22 protein-coding genes are annotated in these 23477 nt (G+C 43.1%); 9 read left to right on the top strand and 13 right to left on the bottom strand.

What is annotated here, in order from left to right:
• Nucleotides 1–11: 11 nt before the first annotated feature.
• Complete coding sequence (locus HII16_RS13235) at nt 12–1391, bottom strand: serine hydrolase domain-containing protein (protein WP_169130804.1); 1380 nt, start codon at nt 1389–1391, stop codon at nt 12–14.
• A gap of 129 nt (nt 1392–1520) precedes the next feature.
• Here HII16_RS13235 and HII16_RS13240 point away from each other — a divergent pair, with 129 nt between their 5' ends.
• On the top strand, nt 1521–2498 hold the full coding sequence (locus tag HII16_RS13240; RefSeq protein WP_169130805.1) for an AraC family transcriptional regulator: 978 nt from the start codon (nt 1521–1523) through the stop codon (nt 2496–2498).
• A gap of 47 nt (nt 2499–2545) precedes the next feature.
• Here HII16_RS13240 and acs read toward each other — a convergent pair whose 3' ends face one another.
• The gene (gene acs / locus HII16_RS13245) at nt 2546–4486 is read right to left on the bottom strand and encodes an acetate--CoA ligase (RefSeq protein WP_169130806.1); all 1941 of its coding nucleotides are present in this window, start codon (nt 4484–4486) and stop codon (nt 2546–2548) included.
• Between the two features lie 473 nt (nt 4487–4959).
• Between acs and HII16_RS13250 the strand changes: the two genes are divergently transcribed.
• Nucleotides 4960–5193 carry a DUF2845 domain-containing protein gene (locus HII16_RS13250; protein ID WP_169130807.1) on the top strand — a complete coding sequence of 78 codons (234 nt, stop codon included), beginning with the start codon at nt 4960–4962 and terminating at the stop codon, nt 5191–5193.
• Nucleotides 5194–5384: 191 nt separating this feature from the next.
• Here the strand turns inward: HII16_RS13250 and rplS are convergent, their stop codons facing one another.
• The 4 genes from rplS to rpsP are packed head-to-tail and all read right to left on the bottom strand — an operon-like array spanning nt 5385 to nt 7331.
• Entirely contained in the window at nt 5385–5735 is a 351-nt protein-coding gene (gene rplS, locus HII16_RS13255) for a 50S ribosomal protein L19 (RefSeq protein WP_135439500.1), read from the bottom strand.
• A 36-nt stretch (nt 5736–5771) separates the two neighbouring features.
• Nucleotides 5772–6527, bottom strand: coding sequence for a tRNA (guanosine(37)-N1)-methyltransferase TrmD (gene trmD, locus HII16_RS13260; protein ID WP_169130809.1), 756 nt, complete (start codon nt 6525–6527; stop codon nt 5772–5774).
• 4 nt (nt 6528–6531) lie between these two features.
• A complete protein-coding gene (gene rimM / locus HII16_RS13265) occupies nt 6532–7053 on the bottom strand; it encodes a ribosome maturation factor RimM (protein ID WP_135439498.1) in 522 nt (173 codons plus the stop codon).
• Between the two features lie 35 nt (nt 7054–7088).
• Nucleotides 7089–7331: a 30S ribosomal protein S16 gene (gene rpsP / locus HII16_RS13270; protein WP_135439497.1), complete on the bottom strand. Its 243-nt coding sequence runs from the start codon at nt 7329–7331 to the stop codon at nt 7089–7091.
• 249 nt (nt 7332–7580) lie between these two features.
• Between rpsP and HII16_RS13275 the strand changes: the two genes are divergently transcribed.
• Nucleotides 7581–8546 carry a DMT family transporter gene (locus HII16_RS13275; protein ID WP_169130811.1) on the top strand — a complete coding sequence of 322 codons (966 nt, stop codon included), beginning with the start codon at nt 7581–7583 and terminating at the stop codon, nt 8544–8546.
• Between the two features lie 74 nt (nt 8547–8620).
• On the opposite strand, the gene HII16_RS13280 is transcribed toward HII16_RS13275, so the two are convergent.
• From HII16_RS13280 to ffh, 3 genes are all read right to left on the bottom strand, one after another.
• A complete protein-coding gene (locus HII16_RS13280; protein ID WP_169130813.1) occupies nt 8621–9295 on the bottom strand; it encodes a protocatechuate 3,4-dioxygenase in 675 nt (224 codons plus the stop codon).
• 128 nt (nt 9296–9423) lie between these two features.
• On the bottom strand, nt 9424–10518 hold the full coding sequence (locus HII16_RS13285; protein ID WP_169130814.1) for a hypothetical protein: 1095 nt from the start codon (nt 10516–10518) through the stop codon (nt 9424–9426).
• A 166-nt stretch (nt 10519–10684) separates the two neighbouring features.
• The gene (gene ffh / locus HII16_RS13290; RefSeq protein ID WP_135439493.1) at nt 10685–12070 is read right to left on the bottom strand and encodes a signal recognition particle protein; all 1386 of its coding nucleotides are present in this window, start codon (nt 12068–12070) and stop codon (nt 10685–10687) included.
• Between the two features lie 243 nt (nt 12071–12313).
• On the opposite strand from ffh, the gene HII16_RS13295 reads away from it, so the two are divergent.
• The 3 genes from HII16_RS13295 to HII16_RS13305 all read left to right on the top strand — a co-directional run bounded on the left by HII16_RS13295 (nt 12314) and on the right by HII16_RS13305 (nt 15571).
• Nucleotides 12314–13363, top strand: a complete 1050-nt coding sequence (locus tag HII16_RS13295) for an SO_0444 family Cu/Zn efflux transporter (protein WP_169130816.1) — start codon at nt 12314–12316, stop codon at nt 13361–13363.
• A gap of 75 nt (nt 13364–13438) precedes the next feature.
• Nucleotides 13439–14239: a cytochrome c biogenesis protein CcsA gene (gene ccsA / locus HII16_RS13300; RefSeq protein ID WP_169130818.1), complete on the top strand. Its 801-nt coding sequence runs from the start codon at nt 13439–13441 to the stop codon at nt 14237–14239.
• Nucleotides 14240–14290: 51 nt separating this feature from the next.
• Nucleotides 14291–15571: an HlyC/CorC family transporter gene (locus tag HII16_RS13305; protein WP_135439490.1), complete on the top strand. Its 1281-nt coding sequence runs from the start codon at nt 14291–14293 to the stop codon at nt 15569–15571.
• 75 nt (nt 15572–15646) lie between these two features.
• On the opposite strand, the gene HII16_RS13310 is transcribed toward HII16_RS13305, so the two are convergent.
• From HII16_RS13310 to gshA, 3 genes are all read right to left on the bottom strand, one after another.
• On the bottom strand, nt 15647–16264 hold the full coding sequence (locus HII16_RS13310; protein WP_169130820.1) for a hypothetical protein: 618 nt from the start codon (nt 16262–16264) through the stop codon (nt 15647–15649).
• Between the two features lie 585 nt (nt 16265–16849).
• Nucleotides 16850–17452, bottom strand: coding sequence for a LysE/ArgO family amino acid transporter (locus HII16_RS13315; RefSeq protein ID WP_169130822.1), 603 nt, complete (start codon nt 17450–17452; stop codon nt 16850–16852).
• 208 nt (nt 17453–17660) lie between these two features.
• Nucleotides 17661–19229 (bottom strand): glutamate--cysteine ligase, encoded by a 1569-nt coding sequence (gshA, locus tag HII16_RS13320; protein WP_169130824.1) that lies wholly within the window; start codon nt 19227–19229, stop codon nt 17661–17663.
• Between the two features lie 377 nt (nt 19230–19606).
• Between gshA and HII16_RS13325 the strand changes: the two genes are divergently transcribed.
• The 3 genes from HII16_RS13325 to HII16_RS13335 are packed head-to-tail and all read left to right on the top strand — an operon-like array spanning nt 19607 to nt 22112.
• On the top strand, nt 19607–20965 hold the full coding sequence (locus tag HII16_RS13325) for a Na+/H+ antiporter NhaC family protein (RefSeq protein ID WP_169130826.1): 1359 nt from the start codon (nt 19607–19609) through the stop codon (nt 20963–20965).
• 5 nt (nt 20966–20970) lie between these two features.
• Nucleotides 20971–21669: a TIGR01621 family pseudouridine synthase gene (locus HII16_RS13330; RefSeq protein WP_248289629.1), complete on the top strand. Its 699-nt coding sequence runs from the start codon at nt 20971–20973 to the stop codon at nt 21667–21669.
• A gap of 56 nt (nt 21670–21725) precedes the next feature.
• Nucleotides 21726–22112 carry a DUF6746 family protein gene (locus HII16_RS13335; RefSeq protein WP_169130828.1) on the top strand — a complete coding sequence of 129 codons (387 nt, stop codon included), beginning with the start codon at nt 21726–21728 and terminating at the stop codon, nt 22110–22112.
• A gap of 58 nt (nt 22113–22170) precedes the next feature.
• On the opposite strand, the gene fabB is transcribed toward HII16_RS13335, so the two are convergent.
• Nucleotides 22171–23382, bottom strand: a complete 1212-nt coding sequence (gene fabB / locus HII16_RS13340; protein ID WP_169130830.1) for a beta-ketoacyl-ACP synthase I — start codon at nt 23380–23382, stop codon at nt 22171–22173.
• Between the last annotated feature and the right edge of the window lie 95 nt (nt 23383–23477).

The following is a 23477-nucleotide window of genomic DNA, read 5'->3' on the forward strand; positions in this document are numbered from 1 at the left end:
GCTATAATGGGTTACTCCGCGGCGAGCTTTTTGGCAGCTGCGCGCATGTATGCTGGTGCTTTACTTTCACCAAAGCCTGAATGGTAAGGGTTGGTAGAGAACACAACGCCGACAAAGTCACGGTCTGAATCAATGTATAGGAACTGTCCCAGGTTACCGCTCTTACCAATGGCACCGTCATCAAAAATCAAGTCAAATTGGTATGACTGTGTCGAAGTCATCTCGTTAAAGATACCTACTGAACTTTTCTGTTTTGACGAGCCGACATGAGTTTTTGGATCACCACTGTTCTTCAAGGTATCAAGTACCTCAGCTGACACCACTTGCTCAGTGGCTACGGCAGGCCAACTTGGCGTGAACAGTGTGCCGTATCGCCCCATATCCTCCAGGGGGGTCGACATCAAACCAACAGGCAGTGCCATGCCATCGGGCGTAAGATTAAATAGCGCAGGTTGGCGAGCCATCATTTTGCTCCATACTCGATCTTCGAACACTTTTGTCCAACTCTTGTTCTCTAAATTCTCAACCATCTTCGTCAATATGGTGGTATTTAAAGAGGCATAACGAAAGTGCTCTCCAGCTTTTTCACCGGCCAATTTTTCCGTATCTTTGGCAACATCCATCCAGGTTTCCACTTCACCCGTTGTATGTCTTGGTGAACCAAACCCTGAAGCAAAGAATCTAACCACAGGAGAGTCAGGCTCCAAGATAGATTCAATGGTCTCTTCGTTATCAAGGCCGGTTGTATGATTCAGCAAGTCCAATACGCGGACTTCATCCCACACCGTACCTTGCAGCTCTGGTACATAGTCTGACATTGGCTTTTGCGGATCGACCTTGCCTTCTGCAACCAGTTGCGCAACCACCAAACCTACCGAGGTCTTCGCCGCAGATGTCCAAATATGACGATCGGTCGGCTTCATGCCCGGATAGCTTTCATAAACAATTTCGCCTTTGTGGATTAACATGAACCCCTGAGTACGAAATTGCGGGTCGGCCAAATAGTCATTCAGTGTCATCTCACCTTTTGCCGCGGTTTCAACTTTAATATTACCGAGTTCAGGGGTGATGTTTTTTGGCAACGGTTTGTAATCCTGATGCGGTGAAGCGATGGCCGTTGGCATAAACTCATTCATGTGCATGTTGTAATACAGCGCATGGTCGCCGCCCATTTGCCAGTGGAAATTACTGAAGTTAGCGCGTGCCGAGTCAATAAACTCAGGACTATACGAATGTTTTGCCGCTTCTACCGATAAAATCACTTGTGCGCCTTCATTTTGCAATGCCAGTTGCATTGGGTTTGACTCATTGTCTGCCAAAGCTTTAACTACAAAAACTGAGCTTGATGCCAAGGCAATAGAGGTTAATAACGTTAATCGTTTAATGTTCATAATGGTCTCCTTTAAATAAGATGAGCGCATTATAAAGAGCCTGAATTTTACCATTAGGTCATTTGACGACATTTGAATTTACGCAAATACTTTGCCTTAACACGACTTGCAAAAGGCAGCCAATAGACAATGAAATCAACCGCCGACACCACGCAATTATTGGTATCAGCCACCATTAATATTGCCCCCTTTATCGACTATTGCGAAAATCATCGATTGGATTGGCGTACCGCCGCTAACGAATGCGACCTACCTACGGATATCATGACCAGTGAAGGTTGGTTACCAAGCCAGGATTTGCTTAAGTTTCTCGCCGCAATTAACAAACACTTTGGCTACGATGTAGCAATTCAGGTGGGCCGCCTGGTAACCGTGCGTCAGTTATCGGTAGCGTTAGATGATGCGCTCAAACACTGCGATAATTTAGCCGAAGGTATTGCAGTATTGATTGATGAGATGCCAACCTTGAATAACCATGTCACTTTCTGGGTAGAGAAAGATGAACAGCACTGGTGGTTGTGTCATCGGGGCTCAGCCCGCCCGCATTTGCCAGGTTTTGAAGAGTCTGAATGGTTTCGCACATTGGCACTAATCAACTTTTGCCGGCTATTCCTTGGTCAGAGCTGGAGACCAAGCAAAGCCAAGCTGGTGTCATCAAATAAAAATGAAGACAAACTGCCGCCTCATTTTAAGCTGTCTAATATTGAATTTAGCCAAGTTTTTGGCGCCATCAATGTGCCTCTTGCTGACGATTATCAATTACTCAATTACGCTAAAAACACACCTCAATGGCATCAATCCATCGTTAAACTGATCAACACCTATGCAATTTTGCCCTGGTTTAACATCGAATGGTTTGCCGCTTTGTTAGGGATGACGTCCCGCACTCTGCAACGCAACCTAAAACAAAAACAAATCATTTTTAGTGAGGTAAGAGATTCTGCTCGGAAAAAGATGGCTGTGGAGCTGCTTAAAGATAAGCGGGTCAGTATTGAAGATGTTGCCTGGCAGTTGGGATACAACGATTTGAGTAACTTTAATCGCGCCTTTAAAAAATGGTACAGAATGACAGCGCCAACCTACCGACGCAATATAACTACACAATAAAAAAGCCAACGCATAGCGTTGGCTTTTTAGAGATAGATGTTCGAACTTTATCGAATCAATCGTTGCTCGATTAGATTTTCCACCACAGTTGGGTCGGCCAGGGTTGTGGTATCACCCAAATTAGTTAATTCATTCTCCGCAATTTTACGCAGAATACGTCTCATAATTTTACCAGAACGTGTTTTTGGTAAACCTGGTGCGTATTGAATTAAGTCAGGTTTAGAAAAACTGCCCAATTCTTGCGCCACTAGCCCTTTCAAATCAGTAATGAGCTGTTCGCTTTCTGACTCGCCCTGCATCAAGGTGACATAAGCATAAACGCCCTGCCCTTTGATATCATGCGGGTAACCAACAACAGCCGCTTCAGAAACGGCCGGATGCAATACCAAGGCACTTTCAATTTCGGCTGTGCCCAAACGATGACCCGATACATTGAGTACGTCATCGAGACGTCCCAAAATCCAGTAATAACCATCGGCATCGCGTTGCGCGCCATCACCGGTAAAATAGTAGCCATCAAACTGGCTAAAATAGGTTTGATGGAAACGATCATGATCGCCATATACGGTGCGCATCTGTCCCGGCCAGCTGCCAGACATGACTAGACCGCCGCGAGCTTCACCTTGTTGAATTTCACCTTCTTTATTGATGATGGCCGGTTTCACACCGAAGAATGGCAAGCCTGCGGCACCCGGTTTACTGCCTGCAGAGCCAGGCAAAGAGGTGATCAGTACACCACCGGTTTCAGTTTGCCACCAGGTATCAACGATTGGACAGTTCTCTTTACCAACCACTTCATAATACCAGTGCCAGGCTTCAGGGTTAATTGGCTCACCTACGGTACCTAATAACCGAATTGATGATAGGTCGTGTTTATTAACGAAATCATCACCCAAGCCCATCAAGGCACGGATTGCTGTTGGCGCGGTATAAAACACATTCACTTTGTGGCGCTCAACCATATCCCAACAGCGTGATGCATCAGGGTAAGTAGGTACACCTTCAAAGACTAATGTGGTTGCGCCGTTGGCCAAAGGTCCGTAAAACACATAACTGTGACCAGTGATCCAACCGGCATCGGCGGTACACCAGTAAATATCACCATCACGATAATCAAACACGTATTTGTGCGTCATCGCGGTATACAAGATATAGCCACCACAGGTATGCAGCACCCCTTTCGGACTGCCTGTCGAGCCAGAGGTATAGAGAATAAATAACGGGTCTTCGGCGTCCATTACCTCAGGTTCGCACTCTGCAGATACGGTTTTCACGATATCATCGTAACGAACGTCAATATCATCATTCCAGGCAACATCTGCGCCGGTACGGTTAACAACGATTACAGAATGCACATTGGCACAATCGGCGACAGCCGCATCAACATTAGCTTTCAATGGAATAATTTTGCCACCACGAACACCTTGGTCGGCGGTGATCACCACCTGACAATCGGCATCGAGGATACGAGACTTAATGGACTCGCTACTAAAACCACCAAACACAACAGAGTGCACAGCGCCGATGCGAGCACAAGCCAACATGGCATAACCGGCTTCAGGCACCATTGGCATATAGATACAAACGCGGTCGCCTTTTTTAACGCCACGAGCTTTTAATACATTGGCAAACTTACACACCTGTTGGTGCAATTCGTTGTAGCTGATGTGGCGAGTATCATCGACTTCGTCACCTTCAAATATGATCGCTGTTTGTTCACCTTTGGTTGCCAGATGACGATCAATGCAATTGTAACTGACGTTTAATTTACCGCCCTCAAACCATTTAATATTGGCACTATGAAAGTCCACTGAGCTGACTTTCTCAAACGGCGTAAACCAGTCAATATGTTGTTTCGCCTGCTCGCCCCAAAAGCCGTCGGGATCTTCAATAGATTGCTGATACATGGCTTTATAGGTGTCGGCGTCAAGATAACTGCGGCTTGCTGCCACATCTTTTACTGGATAATACTTTTGTAATGGATTCATAGTGTTGCCTGGTTTTATTAGAATAATTTTTACTTTATTTAACTAATTTAGTTACTATCAATTAGGGCCAAAAGGCAAGGTGCTTACAGTCTAAGTTATACACCTTTTCCGCTAATTCGCCTATAGAATTGACTGAATAGGATAAATAAAAACACAAAATGACAGCGCTGTCATCTATTTATTTAACATTTTTGCAAAATATCAGTATTTCGCAACTGAGTACCTATGAAGGCTGTTTGAGCAATACGCACTCCAATCGCCCCGCTCTTTTTCCATATAAATCGACGACTTATAAATGAATGACCTTAATATTAACGAAATGAAAAAACAGACGATTATCTGCTAACTGCTGTAAGTTCAAGCAATGAACATCAATAGCACCACAGTTTTTATCAAGTGCAGCTAACAAGTAACTAAGAAAATAAAAGGAAATTCGACTGAAAACGATAAGGTTATTATTATCAGCAACTTTTTTGTTTAGTGTACAAGCGGCGACAATAAAAGCGGTGCAATGCGGATCTAAATTTGTACGAGTTTCAGATGATAAATTTATGTTACTTGAACGATGTGGAGCGCCAAAAAGTTCTGAAAAAATTTCAGGCGATTCTGAAGAATTAGTCGAAAGAATGTATTACACATTACCTAATACAGCGCCGATGGTGTTTACCGTAAAGCAAGGTAAGATAGTAAAATACGGTAGAGTTTAGTTATTGTGTTTGTGGTAAACATTTATACTCAAAGGCTTTAATAAGCGAATTGCAATCTATTCAAGTTCCGAACATTCGTACCGTCATTGCCGCGCTATTTCTTTAGCCTTGTGCGCGCATATAACTGGCAAATAACTACAGAAACAAAAAAGGCTGCCCGTGGGCAGCCTTTTTTATGAGTAAGTAATAAATTACTTAGCCAACTTTTCCTTGATACGCGCTTTCTTACCAGAAAGTTCACGTAGGTAGTAAAGTTTAGCTTGACGTACATCACCGCGACGCTTAACGTCGATTTCCGCTACTAACGGGCTGTGTGTCTGGAATACACGTTCTACACCTTCACCGTTTGAAATTTTGCGAACAGTGAAAGAAGAATGCAAACCGCGGTTTTTCTTAGCGATTACAACACCTTCAAAAGCCTGAAGACGTTCTTTGTCGCCTTCCTTAACTTTTACTTTAACTACTAAAGTGTCACCAGGGCCGAACGCTGGTACGTCTTTTTTCATTTGCTCTTGTTCAAGAGCATTGATGATATTACTCATAATATTACCTTTTTTTCCTAGATTACACCGAACCGATCAAGAGTTATGTTTGGCCTTAATGGCTTTTAACATTGACTCCTGCTCCTCAGTCAGAGCTAGGTTTTCTAAAAGTTCAGGACGTCGAGTCCAAGTTCTCTGTAATGACTGCTGCATGCGCCATTGACGTATGTGTTGGTGATTACCGCTTAGCAACACTTTTGGTACAGACTTATCATCTAATACCTCTGGCCTGGTGTAATGTGGGCAATCAAGTAAGCCATCAGAAAATGAATCCTGTTCAGCTGATTGATTGTGTCCTAATACACCGGGCACAAATCGTGCTACTGCGTCGATTAAGGTCATCGCTGGCAATTCACCACCGGTTAACACAAAATCGCCGATTGACCATTCTTCGTCAACTTCTGACTCGATCAATCGTTCATCTATCCCTTCATAACGGCCAGCAATTAATACCAGCTTTTGATGTTGAGACAGTTCACGTACACCCGCCTGGTCAAGCTTTCGTCCCTGCGGTGATAGGTAAATCACATGAGCATCATCACCTGCTGCCGATTTGGCCGCATGAATCGCATCACGTAAAGGTTGAACCATCATCAGCATCCCCGGGCCACCGCCATAAGGTCGGTCATCCACAGTACGATGTCGATCATGGGTAAAGTCCCTAGGATTGATACAATTAAAATCAATCAGGCCTTTACGAATCGCCCTACCAGTCACCCCAGACTCAGTGATTGCAGTAAACATTTCTGGAAACAGGCTTATCACCTCTATCCGTAATTTACTTTCACTCATTGAGTTAGAAACCTGGGTCCCAGTCCACGTTAATCTGTTTAGACTCAAGTGAAATATCTTTAATCACTTGGTCTTCTAAGTAAGGAATCAAACGTTCCTTTTTGCCAAACGCATCAGTGCGATTAGCTTTAACAACTAATACATCATTAGAACCAGTTTCCATGATGTCTGTTACTTTGCCAAGGTTATAACCCGACTCATTAACCACATCCATACCGATCAAATCACGCCAGTAGAACTCGCCTTGCGGAAGTTCTGGCAAAACGTCACCTGTTACCGTAATTTCCGCACCAGTGCGTAACTGGGCATCATTGCGATCACTAATATCAGCAAATTTGACGATTAAACCGTTATTATGACGGCGCCATTCACTGATTTCGACGTTTAGTTGTTTGCCATTGAGATTTAACACCCAAGGGCTGTATTCAAATATTGCTTCAGGATTTTCAGTATAAGAATGAATCTTCAACCAACCTTTAATACCGTAAACGGCACCAATTTTTCCAAGGATTACGTTGTTTTCCATCTTTATCTAAATCTCTCTCAACAATGACCAGTTAATTAAGCTTGCGCGTCTTTAACTAGCTTAGCTACACGATCAGAAACGTTAGCGCCTTGACCAACCCAATGGTTGATACGATCTAGGTCTAAACGAAGCTTCTCAGCGTTGCCTTGTGCAGTTGGGTTGAAAAAGCCAACTTTCTCGATGAAACGACCATCGCGAGAGTTGCGGCTGTCAGCGACAACTACTTGATAAAATGGACGCTTCTTAGCGCCACCACGAGCTAAACGAATGGTTACCATACCGTCCTCTATATGTAAGTTATAAAACGAATTTTCCAGACACTTTCCTAACCCACAGGGTTGGAAAAGCTCGCAGATTTTACGCTTTTACAGGGAAAATGCAACCTTAATAGAAAAAATCGACTAAATTATTCCAAAAAATTCGGGCTAAACCACAATTTCTGCGCTAAAATCGCGCTCCGTTTACAGGTTTACACATAATTAAGCCTATATATTAGCAGATCCCCTTTTTAACAGGACACTACATCGATGTCAGCACCATCTAGTAATAACATGACAGGTTTGCTGTTAGCTTTGGTTACCGCAGTCATGTGGGGCTTACTGCCATTAGCCTTAATCAGCGTTTTGCAATTAATGGACTCTTATACCATTACTATGTACCGCTTTTTGTTTGCTGCAGTCTTTGTTTCTTTAGTATTGTACAACAATAAAAATATCCCAACGGCCATTTTCAAAAACAAAGGTTTGTTTAAACGTTTATTTTTTGCCGCCATATTTTTGTCGTTAAACTACATACTGTATTTGTCATCACTGTACTTTGTGCCTGCTGAAACCGCGCAGATGTTAATTCAAATGGCACCGTTTATGATGCTGATTGGTTCAGTTGTGTTTTTAAAGGAAAGTTTTACCCGCGGACAGATGGTAGGTTCGGTTGTCTTGATCAGTGGCTTATTATTGTTCTTTAACCAGCAATTCAGTCAAGCTGGGGATATTGCTAATGATGACTTTGTTACTGGCTTTATTATTATGCTTGGCGCCTCATCGACCTGGGCTATTTATGCCATATTACAAAAGAAGATGCTTAACCACTTTAGCTCAAACCAAATCATGTGGTTTATCTACCTTTTCTCTAGCCTATTCTTTTTGCCACTGTCAGCACCGGCGGATATCGGTAGTTTAAATATTGTGGCTTTATTATTGTTGCTGTTTTGCTGTGCTAATACCTTAGTGGCTTATGGCACGTTTGCCAAAGCAATGGAGTATTGGCCTGCCAGCAAAGTAAGTGCGGTATTGGCTATTACGCCATTATTGACCGTGTTGTTTGCGACTATCGCTGAATCTATATGGCCACACCTGTTCTCTGCACAAGAATTAAACAGCTTGGCGTATATCGGTGCTTGTCTGGTGGTAACCGGCTCGATGTTAACGGCATTGGGTAATAAAATCTTAACCAAAGAAAAGTTTCGATCGTTAAAACGTATGGTGCGATTGTAATAACCAAACCGTTAAAACCTTATCCACTGAAAAGGCGGTAATTACCGCCTTTTTTATCTGCCTAATTTAACTCATTAACCATGCGGTAAGACAATATTCCAATTTAAATGAATACTGTCTTTCGCCATGTCAGGGCTATTTTTTGCCGGCGACGCGACTACAAGCTTTTGCCCATCACCTAAACGTTTAAAGATAATGTCGTCTTTATTACCCGGCTCATCCGGGAAATACATTTGTGTCACTAAGCGATCGACCTTGCCTGCCACATCAAAATGAATATGAGGTGGACGCACATTATCAGGGTTCACAGGGTTTATAGGGTAAGCCCCCGGTTTAATGGTTTTAAAACGATAGCGCCCCTGTTCATCGGTGATTTGCTCGCCATAGCCCTGAAAGTTTGGATCCAGTGGCGCAGGATTTATATCGCCCTTATGATCATAGCGTCCATTGACATTGGCTTGCCAAACTTTAATCACCGCATTAGCTACGGGTTTACCTTCACTGTTAATCACTTGGCCACTTAGTTCAATCACTTGTCCTTTGGCGACACCATCTTTACCTTTAACTTGAGTCAGGTCCATATCACTATCAAGAGGACGAGCGACAGGAAAAAATGGCCCCATGGTTTGTGATGGCGTGGAATGTTCAAACGGTGATGCTTTGGCTTTAGCCAGTACCGACAAACTGGCTACCGATGCGATTAACTTTAATGTTGTGCGTTTATCGCCTGGCTTGGTTGGGTCACTCATGATGCACCTTTGCAGGGGTTACTGGTGCTTATTAATATTAGTCTAACGAGATTAATTTGCTGATCTTTATTATAAAAAAGCCGTTATGCAATATCACATAACGGCTTTTTTTGACGCTATAAATAGGCTTAATTAGCCCAATCAATATACTCAGCATGCGAGTTAAGTGCTTTTTGCGAACCTTTCAATGAAAAGTTATAACCACATAAACCAAAATTGCCGCGACGAGCTAACAAGCTAACAACTTTTGCACTGTCTAATGGCGAGAAGTTAGCATAGTAATCACCACTGTTTTCAACGGTAACGTTTATGGTTCGGATTTTATCACCTTTATTAAACTCGATGACTTCACAGCTATCGTCACCTTGGGCGGTAAGCTGAGACCAAATTTCACCATCTGTCGTGCGGTCGGCTTTCCAATGGATAATCAAACCATAGTTATCATCTAAAAACAGGTAATAATCATCAGGCATAGGTAACTCATGCAATCGCTCAACGCTGCGAGCAACCACTGTTTGTTTGGCGGCAATCGGCTCTCCCATGGCAACCGTTTGCTCTGCGGATGTCGACATAAGCGCAGGAATACCAACCGAACCAATCGCCAATAGTGCACATACGCCAACAATCGCTTTGGTCGCACCTTGATTGTTTAACATCCAACGTTGCAATAAATCAGCAAAGTCATTTTTGGCTAACTTTGCCTGTAAAGAGGTTCTCACGGCAACTTGTGGTGCCGGATTATCTTCTTGCTCTACTGATTCACCAAACAAGCTAGGCTCAACACGACGACTCATTTGCGGACGTTCATTTTGCTCGATTTGAGTTAACTCAGTTAAATCCACAGGACCTTGATATCCGGTAATGTAGATACGAGGCTGCTCTGAAGGTCGGGCAAATAAATACAAGGCCAATACAAGTGGCAGAATCAAGCTTAAAAAGCTTAGCTTGCTTTCAACAAAGCTAATAATCGCTAAGGTGAGTATCATCACCAAGGAAATAGCAATGCCATTATAAGAACGAATACCGCTATCGCGACAACGACGAATGGCAGAAGTGAAAAATATGGCGGATGCCACAACAATGAATACGATTTTAGCAACCGCTGAACCCAATAACAGCGCATTGATAAAAAAACAGCCAAACATTGACGATAACGACAAGGTTAAAAACCTGTCAGCATTGTCATGACCACGTAAACAGAATAAAGACTTGATGAACTGCACGAACGATTTCCCTTTATTATTGTTCGCTAAAACGTAAAACAATTTTCACTGCATGCTAACTTAGAGCTAGGTTATATATACAAGTGTACTAAAACGATATTAACCAAGGGGCGGGTTGAGCACAATAAAAAAGCCAGATAAATCCGGCTTTTTCGTCATTTTTTCATTATCGGCGGAACATTCCGCCCATACCACCTGCGCCACCTGGTGGCATCATGCCTTTCATTGAGCGCATCATTTTCTGCATACCGCCCTTACCAGACATTTTTTTCATCATCTTCTGCATTTGCGTAAACTGCTTAAGCAACTTGTTTACGTCTTGAATTTGCGTTCCAGAACCCGCAGCGATTCGACGCTTACGTGAACCTTTGATGATATCAGGTCGGGCTCGTTCAGCGGGTGTCATCGAATTGATGATGGCTTCCATACGAACCGTGAGTTTATCATCTAACTGGCCTTTTACCTGTTCTGACATATTGCCCATGCCCGGCAATTTATCCATTAGCCCCATCATGCCGCCCATGCTTTTCATTTGCACCAGCTGCTCACGAAAGTCTTCTAAGTCAAAACCTTTACCAGATTTGACCTTTTTCGCTAACTTTTCCGCTTTTTGTTTATCAACTTTATGCTCGACTTCTTCGATAAGTGACAAAACATCACCCATACCAAGAATACGACCAGCAACGCGGTCAGGGTGGAATGGTTCTAATGCGTCGGTTTTCTCACCAACACCTAAAAACTTAATCGGTTTACCGGTAATGTGACGAATAGATAACGCCGCACCGCCACGTGCATCACCATCAGTTTTGGTAAGAATAACACCGGTTAAAGGCAATGCATCGTCAAACGCTTTCGCCGTATTGGCAGCATCTTGACCTGTCATGGCATCAACAACGAATAAGGTTTCTACCGGCGTAATGCTGGCATGCAATTCCTTAATTTCATCCATCATTTCGCCGTCGACATGCAGGCGACCTGCGGTATCGACAATAACAACGTCGATAAATTGTTTTTTAGCGTGCGCTATCGCCGCATCGGCAATGGCTTTCGGCTTTTGACTAATGTCACTTGGGAAAAACTCTACGTCAATTTCATTGGCAAGGGTTTCCAACTGCTTGATCGCTGCTGGACGATAAACGTCAGCACTGACCACTAAAACTTTTTTCTTTTCACGCTCTTTTAAGAACTTACCGAGTTTGGCAACAGAGGTGGTTTTACCGGCACCTTGCAAGCCCGCCATCAAGATGACCGCTGGTGGTGTCGCTTTTAAATCAAGCTGTTCATTGGCTTGGCCCATAGCCGATTCAAGTTCAGTACGAACGATTTTTACGAATACTTGGCCTGGGGTTAAACTTTTACTGACTTCTTGGCCAACTGCGCGCTCTTTAACTTTGGCAACAAACTCACGAATAACCGGAAGTGCCACATCAGCTTCAAGTAACGCCATGCGCACTTCACGCAACGTTTCCTTGATGTTGTCTTCAGTAAGGCGACCACGGCCACTGATATTCTTCAACGTTTTCGATAAACGGTCAGATAAATTCTCAAACATAAATTTCTTTCTTGCTCATTGCTAAGTCTGACATTGCAGACCTGATGAAATCGGAATCTGGCAACATTATACCCCGACCGGAGTACAGTAAAAGCATAATTTGCCTAATATGACGATAAAACGCCTGTTTTTTGTAACCATATGCAAAACCCCTGGGTAATTATTGGGTCGTTGCAATAACTAGGTTACAATAGCAATCTGATACCGAAAAAGTTTTTCGTTACCGTTGCAGGTAGTACTGATATGGATACGCTGGTGATATTTTTCAACAACTTACTCGATCTAATCAACGAAGCGAGCCCTTGGCTATTGCTTGGTTTGATTATTGCCGGGTTGATGAAGTCGTTCGTGCCAACCAAGATACTCAGCAAACATCTCGGCGAAGGTCGTTTCGCCGTGGTAAAAGCGGCGTTTATTGGCGCGCCGTTACCGTTATGCTCCTGTGGCGTCATTCCCGTGGCAACACAATTGAAACGCTCTGGTGCCTCATCGCCGGCAACCTCATCATTTTTAGTGGCTACGCCAGAAACCGGCGTCGACTCGGTAAGCGTGTCTTATGCCTTGCTTGGCCCTATTATGGCGATTTATCGTCCTATTGCCGCAATAAGCTCAGCGATCATCACCGGCATGCTGGTGAGCACTGATAAATCTGCGTACGTAAGTGCTGCCCAACAACATGAGTCATGTTGCACTAAGCAAGTGCAAAAACCCAGTTGTTGTGCCAGCAAGCAACAAAGCGCCAGCGAGCAATTCTTTGCTAAGCTAACTACCGGGGTAAGGTATTCGTTTACCCAGTTAATCGACGACTTAATCAAGTGGTTGGCATTGGGTCTGTTGTTTGCGGCATTAATTCGCACCTTTGTACCGACCGAATTTTTAACCCAATATGGCAGTGGCCTGCCAGCCATGATGTTGATGATAGTGATATCCGTGCCTATGTATATTTGCGCTACGGCTTCCACCCCTATCGCCGCAGGTTTTATCTTCGCAGGCATCTCGCCTGGCACCGCTTTAGTCTTCATGATGGCAGGGCCGGCAACCAATATTTCTACCTTAGGTGTGATTAAAACAGAAATGGGTACAGGGGTATTGATACGCTACTTAGCTGGGCTGATTCTGTCGGCGGTCGCGTTTGGGTTTTTACTGGATTATTTATTAGCGGCATATCAAATAAACATCATTGACCAGATGAGCCACTCTCACCAAATGTTGCCTGGTTGGTTTGCCTATTTATGTTCGGCAATTTTAGTCTGTGCGGCGATTAAGCCATTGCGCTCGTTGATACTGAAATAGCGCTAGCGACAGCCGCTAAATTTTTGTTAGTATTGGTAAATCAAAATAAAAACCGAGCAATAAAGGAGTAAAGTATTGGACTTGGTAAACATCCTGACACTGTTGGCCGTTACCTTTTATTTAGGCGCCGCACTGTCAATATCACTGAAGCTATTTGATGCTCAGGGGCCAAATCCCAAACTTTACCTAAGCCTAGGCACCTTCGCGGTACTTTGTCATTGTGTGTTATTGTCGAATAATTTTTATTTTCAGCAACAACTCGACTTCAGTCTAATAAATGTTGTGTCCTTGGTGGCGGTGAGCATTTCTGGTGCGGTAACGGCCATCTCATTGCGCTATAAAACCAATTTAATATTACCTGTGGTTTATGGTTTTTCAGCGGTTTTACTGGCTATTTTGTTTTTTCTACCTGAAAACCGACACTTAGTTATTGATACCAGCACCATCGTTTTAGTCACCCATATCACCTTTGCTTTGCTATCCTATGGCATATTGGTTATTGCGACTTTGTATTCATTCCAGGTGAACTACATCAACTTTAAATTGAAGTCGAAAAACATAGCCGCAGTTAATCACTTACCGCCATTGATGCAAGTTGAAGGTCAATTGTTTGCCATCATGTTTACCGGCACCGTGTGTTTGGCGCTATCGCAATTGATTGGTATGATGTTTATTGACAACTTTTTTGCCACCGAAAACGTTCATAAAACGGTATTATCTGTGATTGCCTTGGTGATCTATTCGGTGATCCTTTGGGGCCACTTCCGTCTTGGCTGGCGCGGTCATCGGGTGATGATATTGTCGATTATTGCAACCACAGTGCTTACTTTGTCGTACTTTGGCAGTAGATTTGTAAAAGAAGTTCTTTTATCTTAAGAAATGCTGTATATATACAAACTGTGAATTAAGTAATAAAGGATCCCCTTTTTGGACGACATATCAACCAGTACGCTGCTCAGCATACTTGGTATTCTAATTTTCATTTCCGCTTATTTTTCTGGTTCTGAAACAGGCATGATGTCACTTAATCGTTATCGATTACGACACATGGAAAACAATGGCCATAAAGGTGCTCGTCGAGTCAGTAAATTGCTCGATCGCCCTGATCGTCTTATCGGCTTGATCCTTATCGGTAACAACCTTGTCAATGTATTTGCCTCACTGGTCGCGGGTGTTATATTTTCGCGTTTCTATGGTGATGCCGGTATCTTTTACGCCGGCTTAGTGTTAACCCTTATCATTTTGATTTTCGCTGAAGTTACGCCAAAAACATTAGCGGCATTGCATCCTGAGCGCATCGCGTTTCCGAGCTCGATTATATTAAGCGTATTATTGAAGATCTTGTTGCCGTTTGTCATTGCCGTGAACTGGATAACCAATGGCTTGTTAACCTTATTACGCATCAGTCCTGAAGATAGACAAGAACATAGCCTGAGCAGTGAGGAGCTGCGCACGGTGGTAAATGAATCAACCGCACTGCTGCCTGAAAAAGATCAGGACATGTTGGTCAGTATTCTCGATCTAGAAAAAGTCACCGTTGAAGACATCATGATACCTCGCAGTGAAATCCAAGGTATCGACATCAATGATGACTGGAAAGTCATCCAGAAACAATTAACACAAGCCAACCATACCCGCGTTATTTTGTATCGTGACAGCATTGATGATGTTGTTGGTTATGTGCATATGCGTGACGCAGTGAAAATGCTATCTAAAAGCCAGTTCACCAAAGCGACGTTGCTAAGAGCGGTGCGTGAAATGTACTTCATTCCAGAAGGTACACAACTTAATGTACAGCTTTTGAAATTCCAACACGCCAAAGAACGATTAGGTTTAGTGGTTGATGAGTATGGTGATATTCAAGGGCTGGTAACCTTAGAAGATATTCTCGAAGAGATTGTCGGTGATTTTACCACGACGATGGAACCAACGCCGAGCGAGGAAGTTCATAAGCAACCGGATGGCAGTTATTTAGTTGATGGTAGTGCTAACGTGCGCGACATTAATAAAGAGATGTCTTGGCATATGCCTATTGATGGACCAAAAACAATGAATGGCTTGATTTTGGAGTACCTAGAAGATATTCCAGAGCCGAACATAAGTATGCGTATCGCTGGGTATCCAATGGAAATTATTGATGTCACAGAGAATATGGTGAAAACCGTTCGCATCATGCCCGAACACTATCGAAAATCAAGAACTGAATAAAAAAAGCCCGCTAAGCGGGCTTTTTTGTATAGAGCGAATGTTATTGCGATGCCATCATCGACATTCAAGAGCGAGTTAATAAAACAAAGTTCGCCATAGCCAGCTGCTGTCTAGCTCTTCCTCGCAGGTTTTTAATTGACTGCCATAGATTTTGGCTCGGCTTTCGACTTTACGTGCGACTTTTGCTAACCAAGCTTTTTTAGTGTAAGTCTTGCGTTTATAACCGCCCCAACCTTCATGGTAATTTAGGTACTGATTGTATGGGTCCCATTTCGACACGCCATTGACCTTTTGCGTCTTATATATAAACCAGCCCATAAAATCGATGGCATCATCAAAATCATCACGATCTGCGCCGCTATTGTCCGTCTCACGGGTATAGTCATCCCAAGTCAGGGTTTTCGCCTGAGCAAAGCCATAAGCACTGCTCACACGCCCCCAAGGAATAAAACCAAACAGATAATCGCGCGGCGGTAAAGCGTCGCCGCGGAACGAGCTCTCTTGATACATCATACTCATTGGCACATGTATAGGCACGCCCCAGCGTTCCTGCATATCCTTAGCACCTTCATACCAAGAATGATGCTCACGGAAAATATCACAGATATTTTCCGGATTTTCAGGTGGTGGCGCCATGCATCCCGCCAAAGAGGTGGTCAAAACCAACGCTGTAATACTTGTTTTTATTTTCATAACAGAGTTTTAATGTGTGTTGTTAGAATCAGTGTGCCAGATTTTTAAAATTTTTTTAATCAGTTTTGAACTTTTTTACGTAATCATGCTCTTAACTTATGAAGTTTTTATTTCTCCTTGGATTATTTATTTTTGAGCACCTCATTTAGGTGCTCTTTTTTTGCCTGTAATTTGTTGCCTGACAATACAAAGCCAGACGTTTAAAGCCAATTTAATATTCGATTTGGCAGAGCTGATTTGGCAAAACTAATAAGGGATACGACAGATAATTGTGGTCAAATAAGCAGCGCCACTGAATTTTGGGCAAAAAAAAGCGCGTTACCACTAATACGCGCTTATAGAGTTAAAAGCAGTCCAGGGAAAAATTGCTTTCATTAAGTAGGACGCGCCAATAGTCAAAAGGTTCAAAAAAATTCTAATATTTTTTAACAAATCGATTTCTTTAGCGTAAAGCTAAGTTAATCCACTGAATTTTATACAGTAAAAATAACAATATTTTTCAACGAATCTTCAAATGCTGGGCAAAACTTGCCATGGCAGCCGCTAGGTAATCACCAAACGATAAACCGAGCAAGCAGCAAAGCATCAACTGGAAAAAATTAATGATGCGGCGCTGGCCATCATAATCAGACCAACAACAAACTCTAAAACCTTCCAAGCTTTGGCTCGAGCAAATATAGGCGCTAAAAATCGAGCGCCATAGCCAAGACTGAAAAAGAACACAAAAGATGCCAATACAGCGCCAAAGCCGAAGGTGAACTCTTCACCTGGGTATTGGCTGGATATAGAGCCGAGCAACACCAAGGTATCAAGATAAACGTGTGGGTTTAACCAAGTAAAGGCAAGACAAATACTGGCGGTTTTAAAGGCTGAGCTAATGTCACTGCCTGCTGCTTGTAACGCGTGATTTTTGGTGAATGCGGAATAAAAGCTTAAGATGCCATAAACAAACACAAAGGCCGCTCCACCGTAACGAGCCCAAACTTCTAGTTGAGGGTACTTTTCAACGATGATGCCAAAACCGCCAACGCCAAGGACAATTAAGAAGGCGTCAGACACCGCGCAAATAGCACACACTAAAAATACATGATGCTTTTTAATGCCTTGTTTAAGAACAAACGCATTTTGCGCACCGATGGCAAGAATCAAAGAAAGGCCCAGCAAAAAACCGCTAACAAAAGTCATCATAAACAGCAATACTCATCAGATTAACCGCTTATAACTATCTGGCGGCAGTATTTTTATTCAAATATGAATAACACCTACCATTACCTTAACTGAAAAAAAAAGCGCATCCAAGATGCGCTTAAAATCGTGTGTCATTCATAAGGAATTTAAATGTCTTACCTTCCTTATGAGTCTCAACTTAACTGAAAGTTCCAAAAACGCGATTATTTTATTTACTAAAGTAATCCGCTAAAAAGTCATCGAAATTGAGGGTGTCGGATTGTTCTATTTGCTGTTGTTGTTGCAACGAGGTCTGTGCCATGTCTTTAAAGCACTGCTCACTGAAAACCTGATATGGCTGTGCTTGAGTTTGCTGCATAAAGGCGCTGGCTTTAATTAAAGACCAACCAACAATACCGCGTTCGCCATTGACCAAATCATCTAAGATTTGCGCCGAAGGTGTTTTGCTTGCATCGTTTATTTTCGCTAGCTCTATCGCCAAAGCCGTTTGGTAATCATTGTTTTGATGCGCTTGATCAAACAAGTCAGCAATATGCTGCATTTCCGCAAATATTTCGTTGCCCCATTGCTCAATGGTCTTATCTGTTCCCTTATCGTTCAACAACAATCCCGGTCTACGCCCTTCAAGAATCACTTTGTCGGTATTGTCAGTGAATACCTGCATTTCTTGCGCACTGGTTTGCGGGCTATCTTGCAACAAACAATAAGTTAAAAACAAATCCAAAAATTGCATCTGCTGCTTACTGATGCCGGTACTCACAAAAGGATTAACATCCATCGCGCGAACTTCAACGTATTCAACACCACCATCTTTGAGTGCTTGTGACGGTTTCTGCCCCGACTTAGCCACTCGCTTTGGTCTGATTGGCGCGTACAGTTCGTTTTCGATTTGCAAAATATTACTGTTAAGTTGCTGGTATTGACCGTCAACCTTCACACCTATTTTGGCGAATTCGGGTGATGATAAAGAAATCGCTTTTTCTACCGACTCGACATAGCTTTGCAATGAGTTATTGCATATCTGCAATGTAGATTGCGACGAATTGGTATAACCCAAATCACTCATCCGCAACGATGTTGCGTATTCAAGATACAAACACCCTTTTGGCGCTTTCTTAAATGGAATTTGATGCTCTCTGCCCTGTAAAAATGTCGGGCATAACGCTGGTGAACTACCAAACAAGTATGGAATTAACCAGCCGTAACGTTTGTAGTTACGTATCAAGGCAAAGTAACGTTCGGAAATAAACTCTTGCAATGGTTGCTGATCATTGCTGATCGTTTGCAAGCTAGCAAAAAATTGCTGCGGAAAAGAAAAGTTAAAGTGAATGCCGGCAATTACCTGCATCATTGAACCATAACGATTTTTTAAACCTTGACGATAGACTGTTTTCATTCGACCAATATTGGATGAACCATATTGTGCCAATTGAATTTGCTCTTCATCTTCAACCACACACGGCATACTCATCGGCCAAAACCAATCACCATCAATATTTTCTAAGGTGTATTTTTGGATATCTTGTAATTGTGCCAGTGTGGTGTCAATTGATTCTGTTGCCGGCGTAATAAACTCCAACAAACTTTCAGAATAATCGGTTGTGATGTAATCATGGGTTAGTGCGGAGCCAAGTGCCGCATTATGGCCTTGGGTAGATAATTTACCATTGGCTTGAATGCGTAAGGTTTCCCGTTCAACTCCACGTTTAATTGAGGTCAGAGACTCTGGGTTTTCCTTGCTCAATGCCAAGGTAAGATCTGCAATAGTTAAAGCCAAAATTGCTCCTGCAAGCGTTGCTAACAAAAACGACCAAGGAAGACTGACAGTCAATCTGTGCCCTGAGCCTTTGTTTTGCAATTATAGTCGGTAAACTCTATATGCGACTAAGTATACAGAAATTCAATTGTTTCAAATACTTTTTTTTAACAGGCGACAGCAAGGGTGAATACGTGGCAAGATTAATGGTGATTCGGGCTATGCCTTTTTATCATTACCATTGTCTAAGCCTGCAACAATCGCATAACAATTGCACAACCCTGCCCTTAACAGCGTATCAGTTTGTAAATTAAGCGATAAAAACTCAACTATACTTTGAACTTATCTTTTAGCCCTTGTAGAGTTAGCACTATTATTTGTTAATCATGTCTTAATCTATGCAGGAATCAGCGTTATCTTTAATCCCACCTTTTGCGGCGATTGCCATTGCAATATGGCGTAAAAACGCCACGTTAGCGCTTATTTGTGGGTTGTTCCTTTGCTATCTATTGGTGGGTATGTACAACCCTTTCACAGCTGCGGTTGACAGTGGTCTGGGCATAGCAACCATATTTACCTCAACCTACAATGCACAAATTATCGCCTTTAGTTTATTAATTGGTGCGTTGGTTGAGTTAATGAACCGCTCTGGAGCGGTACAAGGCTTTATTGATAACTTGGCGCAATTATCCTTAGTTAAAACCCGTCGTCAGGCAAGTTTATTGCCTACCGTGGTTGGCACCAGTATTTTTACAGATACCAACCTGAGCATGTTTTCTGCCGGTATGGCGTCGCAAAAGCTATTCGATCAACACAAGCTAAGCCGAGCCAAGCTGGCGTTTTTGCTTGATTCAACCTGTTCACCAATCAGCGTGTTGTTTTTAATTAACGGTTGGGGCGCTTACCTGCTCGGGTTGCTTGATGGCTATAATTTATCCGATCCCGTTGGTGTATTAATTGGCACCCTAAGCTATAACTTTTATGCCATTATTGCAGTTCTGATTGCCTATTACACCGCTTATACAGGCAAGCTGTTTGGACCAATGGCACAAGCAGAAGCTAAAGCTTTAGAGCAAGTCAGTGACGATCACATCACCCCAGCCAAAGCCCGTGTGATGTGGTTACCTATGTTGACTCTATTAGGGCTGACATTGACCATCATGTACATTACAGGTAACGGTGATATCCGCCGTGGTTCAGGTGCCTTTTCAGTATTTACCTCGATTTGTACGGCAATAACATTGCTGGTGGTAATGATCTTGACCTATCGATTGATGACAGCAAAAGAAATAGCCAGAGGCTGTGTCAAAGGCATCAAAAATATGGTGCCTGCAGTAACGATCTTAGTATTATCATTCGCCTTTGGAGACGCCATTAACGCGTTAGGTACGGGCACTTATGTAAGTAACCTATTAAACCCTGACTTTCCAGTGATATTTATCGCGCCACTGATATTCCTGGCTGCGGGTATTATGGCATTCTCAACGGGCACCTCATGGGGTACCTTCGCCTTACTTATCCCTATTGCCGTGCCAATCGCCCTTGATGCAAATTTACCGGTCTCGTTCTTGGTTGCCGCGGTATTAAGTGGTGGTGTGTTTGGCGACCACGCGTCACCGATTTCTGACTCAACGGTTGTCGCCTCGATTGCCTCGGGTTGTGATCACTATGAACACGTCAAAACGCAGTTGCCATACACTATTGTTGCTGCCGTATTAACCATCATTGGCTTTTTAATTGTTGGCGCTACCTTTTAGCGTCAATGGCTGACCATTTTAGTCATATGCATATCGATATCGTATTTGAACACGCAGATTTTCTGCTGATTAATAAACCCGCTGACAGCAATTTTCACGACGAAGGCGCGTTAGGCCAAGGTGTATTCAATCAAGTCAAAAAGCAATGCAACTTAGCTGAGCTTTACCCTGTGCATCGCCTCGATAAAATGACATCCGGTTTGTTGCTGTTTGCTAAAACAAGCGACGCGGCAAGTCAGTTTGGTCAATTATTCAGTGAGCGACGTATAGATAAATATTATCTGGCGATCAGCAAAATCAAGCCAAAGAAAAAACAGGGCTTGATCCAAGGTGATATGGAAAAGAGTCGTCGTGGCAGTTTTAAGCTTTTGCGCACCTGTCACAACCCAGCGAAAACGCGATTCTTCAGTTATAGCCTTGGCGCAGGTCTGCGCTTGTTTGTATTAAAACCGCTTACTGGCAGAACCCATCAGTTACGTGTTGCACTTAACAGCTTAGGCAGCAGCATTGCCGGCGATCCTTTGTATAACAGTCAGGATCAAAGCGATAGGGGCTACTTACATGCCTGGGGCTTGCGCTTTCATTATCAAGGTGACGCGTTTGAGTTTATTTGCCCGCCAGCTCAAGGCGAGCTGTTTGCCAGCGCCAAGACAAGATTGCAAGAAATTGCTAAGCCTTGGTTATTAGACTGGCCGGGGGCCTAGCTAGCGATTACCCGCTAACTTATATCGACAATCCTTAATCACTTAATGAGGAACACATGAAGACATTAATGACCATGGCCACTGGCGCTGTTTTATTTGCCTCACTCAACACAATGGCAGAGCAAAAATATCAACACTTTGACTCACTAGATGCACCAAATACTGAAGTCGCCTTGTGTAATCTGCAACAGTTTAACGCCAAATTAGCGGCATTGACGAATAAGCAGCAGTTAACGGCAGAAGAAATGGTGAAAGTGCATGAATTGACCTACACCCTTGAAAATGCGGTTATACGCTTACAAAAAGACTTAGATAACATTGCCGTAGAGCTTGAGAAAGTGCACTTAGCGTCGGAAAGCTTAGATCAGAAAACGATTCAAGAGTCTGGTGATAAATATCTTAATGCAACAAACTTAATTATCGCACCGTCGAGCTGCGAATAGGCAAAAAAAAATCCCCGCACAGATGCGGGGACTTCATCAATCTTTCTAACTCGACAAATTACTTATATTTTTGCAATACAAGTGTTGAGTTAGTACCACCAAAACCAAAGCTGTTAGACATTGCTAAGTTGATTTCAGCGTCTTGCGTTGCGGTTACGATGTTTAAGCCTTCAGCTTTCTCATCCAATTCTTCAACGTTTACTGATGGCGCGATGAAGTTGTGCTCCATCATCAGCATGGTGTAAATCGCTTCATGAACACCTGCAGCGCCTAAGGCGTGACCAGTCATTGCTTTCGTCGCTGAGATAGCTGGAGAGTCATGACCGAATACTTCTTGAATAGCGCCAAGCTCTTTAACGTCACCAACTGGAGTCGATGTACCGTGTGTGTTCAAGTAATCAATCTTACCTTCAACACCTTCCATCGCTTGTTGCATACAACGAACAGCGCCTTCACCACTTGGGGCAACCATGTCGTAACCGTCAGAGGTCGCACCGTAGCCAACGATTTCAGCATAGATATGTGCGCCACGAGCCAAAGCATGCTCAAGTTCTTCAACGACAACCATACCGCCACCGCCAGAGATAACGAAACCGTCACGGTTTGCATCATAGGTACGTGAGGCATTTTCAGGGTTGTCATTATACTTAGTCGATAATGCACCCATGCCATCAAACATCATAGCCAATGACCAATCCACTTCTTCACCACCACCGGCGAAAACAATATCTTGCTTGCCTAATTGGATCAATTCAGCAGCGTGACCAATACAATGTGCAGATGTCGCACATGCAGAGCTGATAGAGTAGTTATTACCTAGAATCTTGAACGGTGTCGCCAAACATGCAGAACATGTTGAAGACATTGTCTTAGGCACGGCATAAGGACCAACGCGCTTTACGCCTTTGTTGCGCAAGGTGTCAGCTGAATTAACAACATTCAATGACGATGCACCACCAGAGCCAGCAATAAGACCTGTACGATAGTTAGATACTTGATCGTCCGTTAATTTTGCGTCTTTAATTGCTTCTTCCATAGCAATATATGAATAGCCTGCTGCATCACCCATAAAGCGGAAAACTTTACGATCGATATGCTCTTTTGGCTCGATGTTTGGTTTACCCCAAACTTGAGAACGCAAACCATGCTCAGCGAAGCTCTCTGAGCGAGAGATACCTGAACGACCTTCTTTAAGTGAAGCCAGTACTTCTTCGGCGTTGTTACCAATACTAGAAACAATACCTAAACCTGTAATTACGACACGTTTCATTAAAAAATAACCATGTTAATTGATTGAACTGGGGCTATGATACACCGTTTACAGTAACATCTGGTCTGTCCAGTGTACAGGTGTACGCTGTTTTT

This window comes from Thalassotalea sp. Y01, from assembly GCF_012932945.1.
Taxonomy (GTDB): Bacteria; Pseudomonadota; Gammaproteobacteria; order Enterobacterales; family Alteromonadaceae; genus Thalassotalea_A.

Coding starts and splice junctions, on each gene's coding strand:
- HII16_RS13235 (WP_169130804.1), bottom strand. CDS start 1,391: ATGAACATTAAACGATTAACGTTATTAACCTCTATTGCCTTGGCATCA.
- HII16_RS13240 (WP_169130805.1), top strand. CDS start 1,521: ATGAAATCAACCGCCGACACCACGCAATTATTGGTATCAGCCACCATT.
- acs (WP_169130806.1), bottom strand. CDS start 4,486: ATGAATCCATTACAAAAGTATTATCCAGTAAAAGATGTGGCAGCAAGC.
- rplS (WP_135439500.1), bottom strand. CDS start 5,735: ATGAGTAATATCATCAATGCTCTTGAACAAGAGCAAATGAAAAAAGAC.
- trmD (WP_169130809.1), bottom strand. CDS start 6,527: ATGAGTGAAAGTAAATTACGGATAGAGGTGATAAGCCTGTTTCCAGAA.
- rimM (WP_135439498.1), bottom strand. CDS start 7,053: ATGGAAAACAACGTAATCCTTGGAAAAATTGGTGCCGTTTACGGTATT.
- rpsP (WP_135439497.1), bottom strand. CDS start 7,331: ATGGTAACCATTCGTTTAGCTCGTGGTGGCGCTAAGAAGCGTCCATTT.
- HII16_RS13275 (WP_169130811.1), top strand. CDS start 7,581: ATGTCAGCACCATCTAGTAATAACATGACAGGTTTGCTGTTAGCTTTG.
- HII16_RS13280 (WP_169130813.1), bottom strand. CDS start 9,295: ATGAGTGACCCAACCAAGCCAGGCGATAAACGCACAACATTAAAGTTA.
- ffh (WP_135439493.1), bottom strand. CDS start 12,070: ATGTTTGAGAATTTATCTGACCGTTTATCGAAAACGTTGAAGAATATC.
- HII16_RS13295 (WP_169130816.1), top strand. CDS start 12,314: ATGGATACGCTGGTGATATTTTTCAACAACTTACTCGATCTAATCAAC.
- HII16_RS13310 (WP_169130820.1), bottom strand. CDS start 16,264: ATGAAAATAAAAACAAGTATTACAGCGTTGGTTTTGACCACCTCTTTG.
- HII16_RS13315 (WP_169130822.1), bottom strand. CDS start 17,452: ATGATGACTTTTGTTAGCGGTTTTTTGCTGGGCCTTTCTTTGATTCTT.
- HII16_RS13325 (WP_169130826.1), top strand. CDS start 19,607: ATGCAGGAATCAGCGTTATCTTTAATCCCACCTTTTGCGGCGATTGCC.
- HII16_RS13330 (WP_248289629.1), top strand. CDS start 20,971: ATGGCTGACCATTTTAGTCATATGCATATCGATATCGTATTTGAACAC.
- HII16_RS13335 (WP_169130828.1), top strand. CDS start 21,726: ATGAAGACATTAATGACCATGGCCACTGGCGCTGTTTTATTTGCCTCA.
- fabB (WP_169130830.1), bottom strand. CDS start 23,382: ATGAAACGTGTCGTAATTACAGGTTTAGGTATTGTTTCTAGTATTGGT.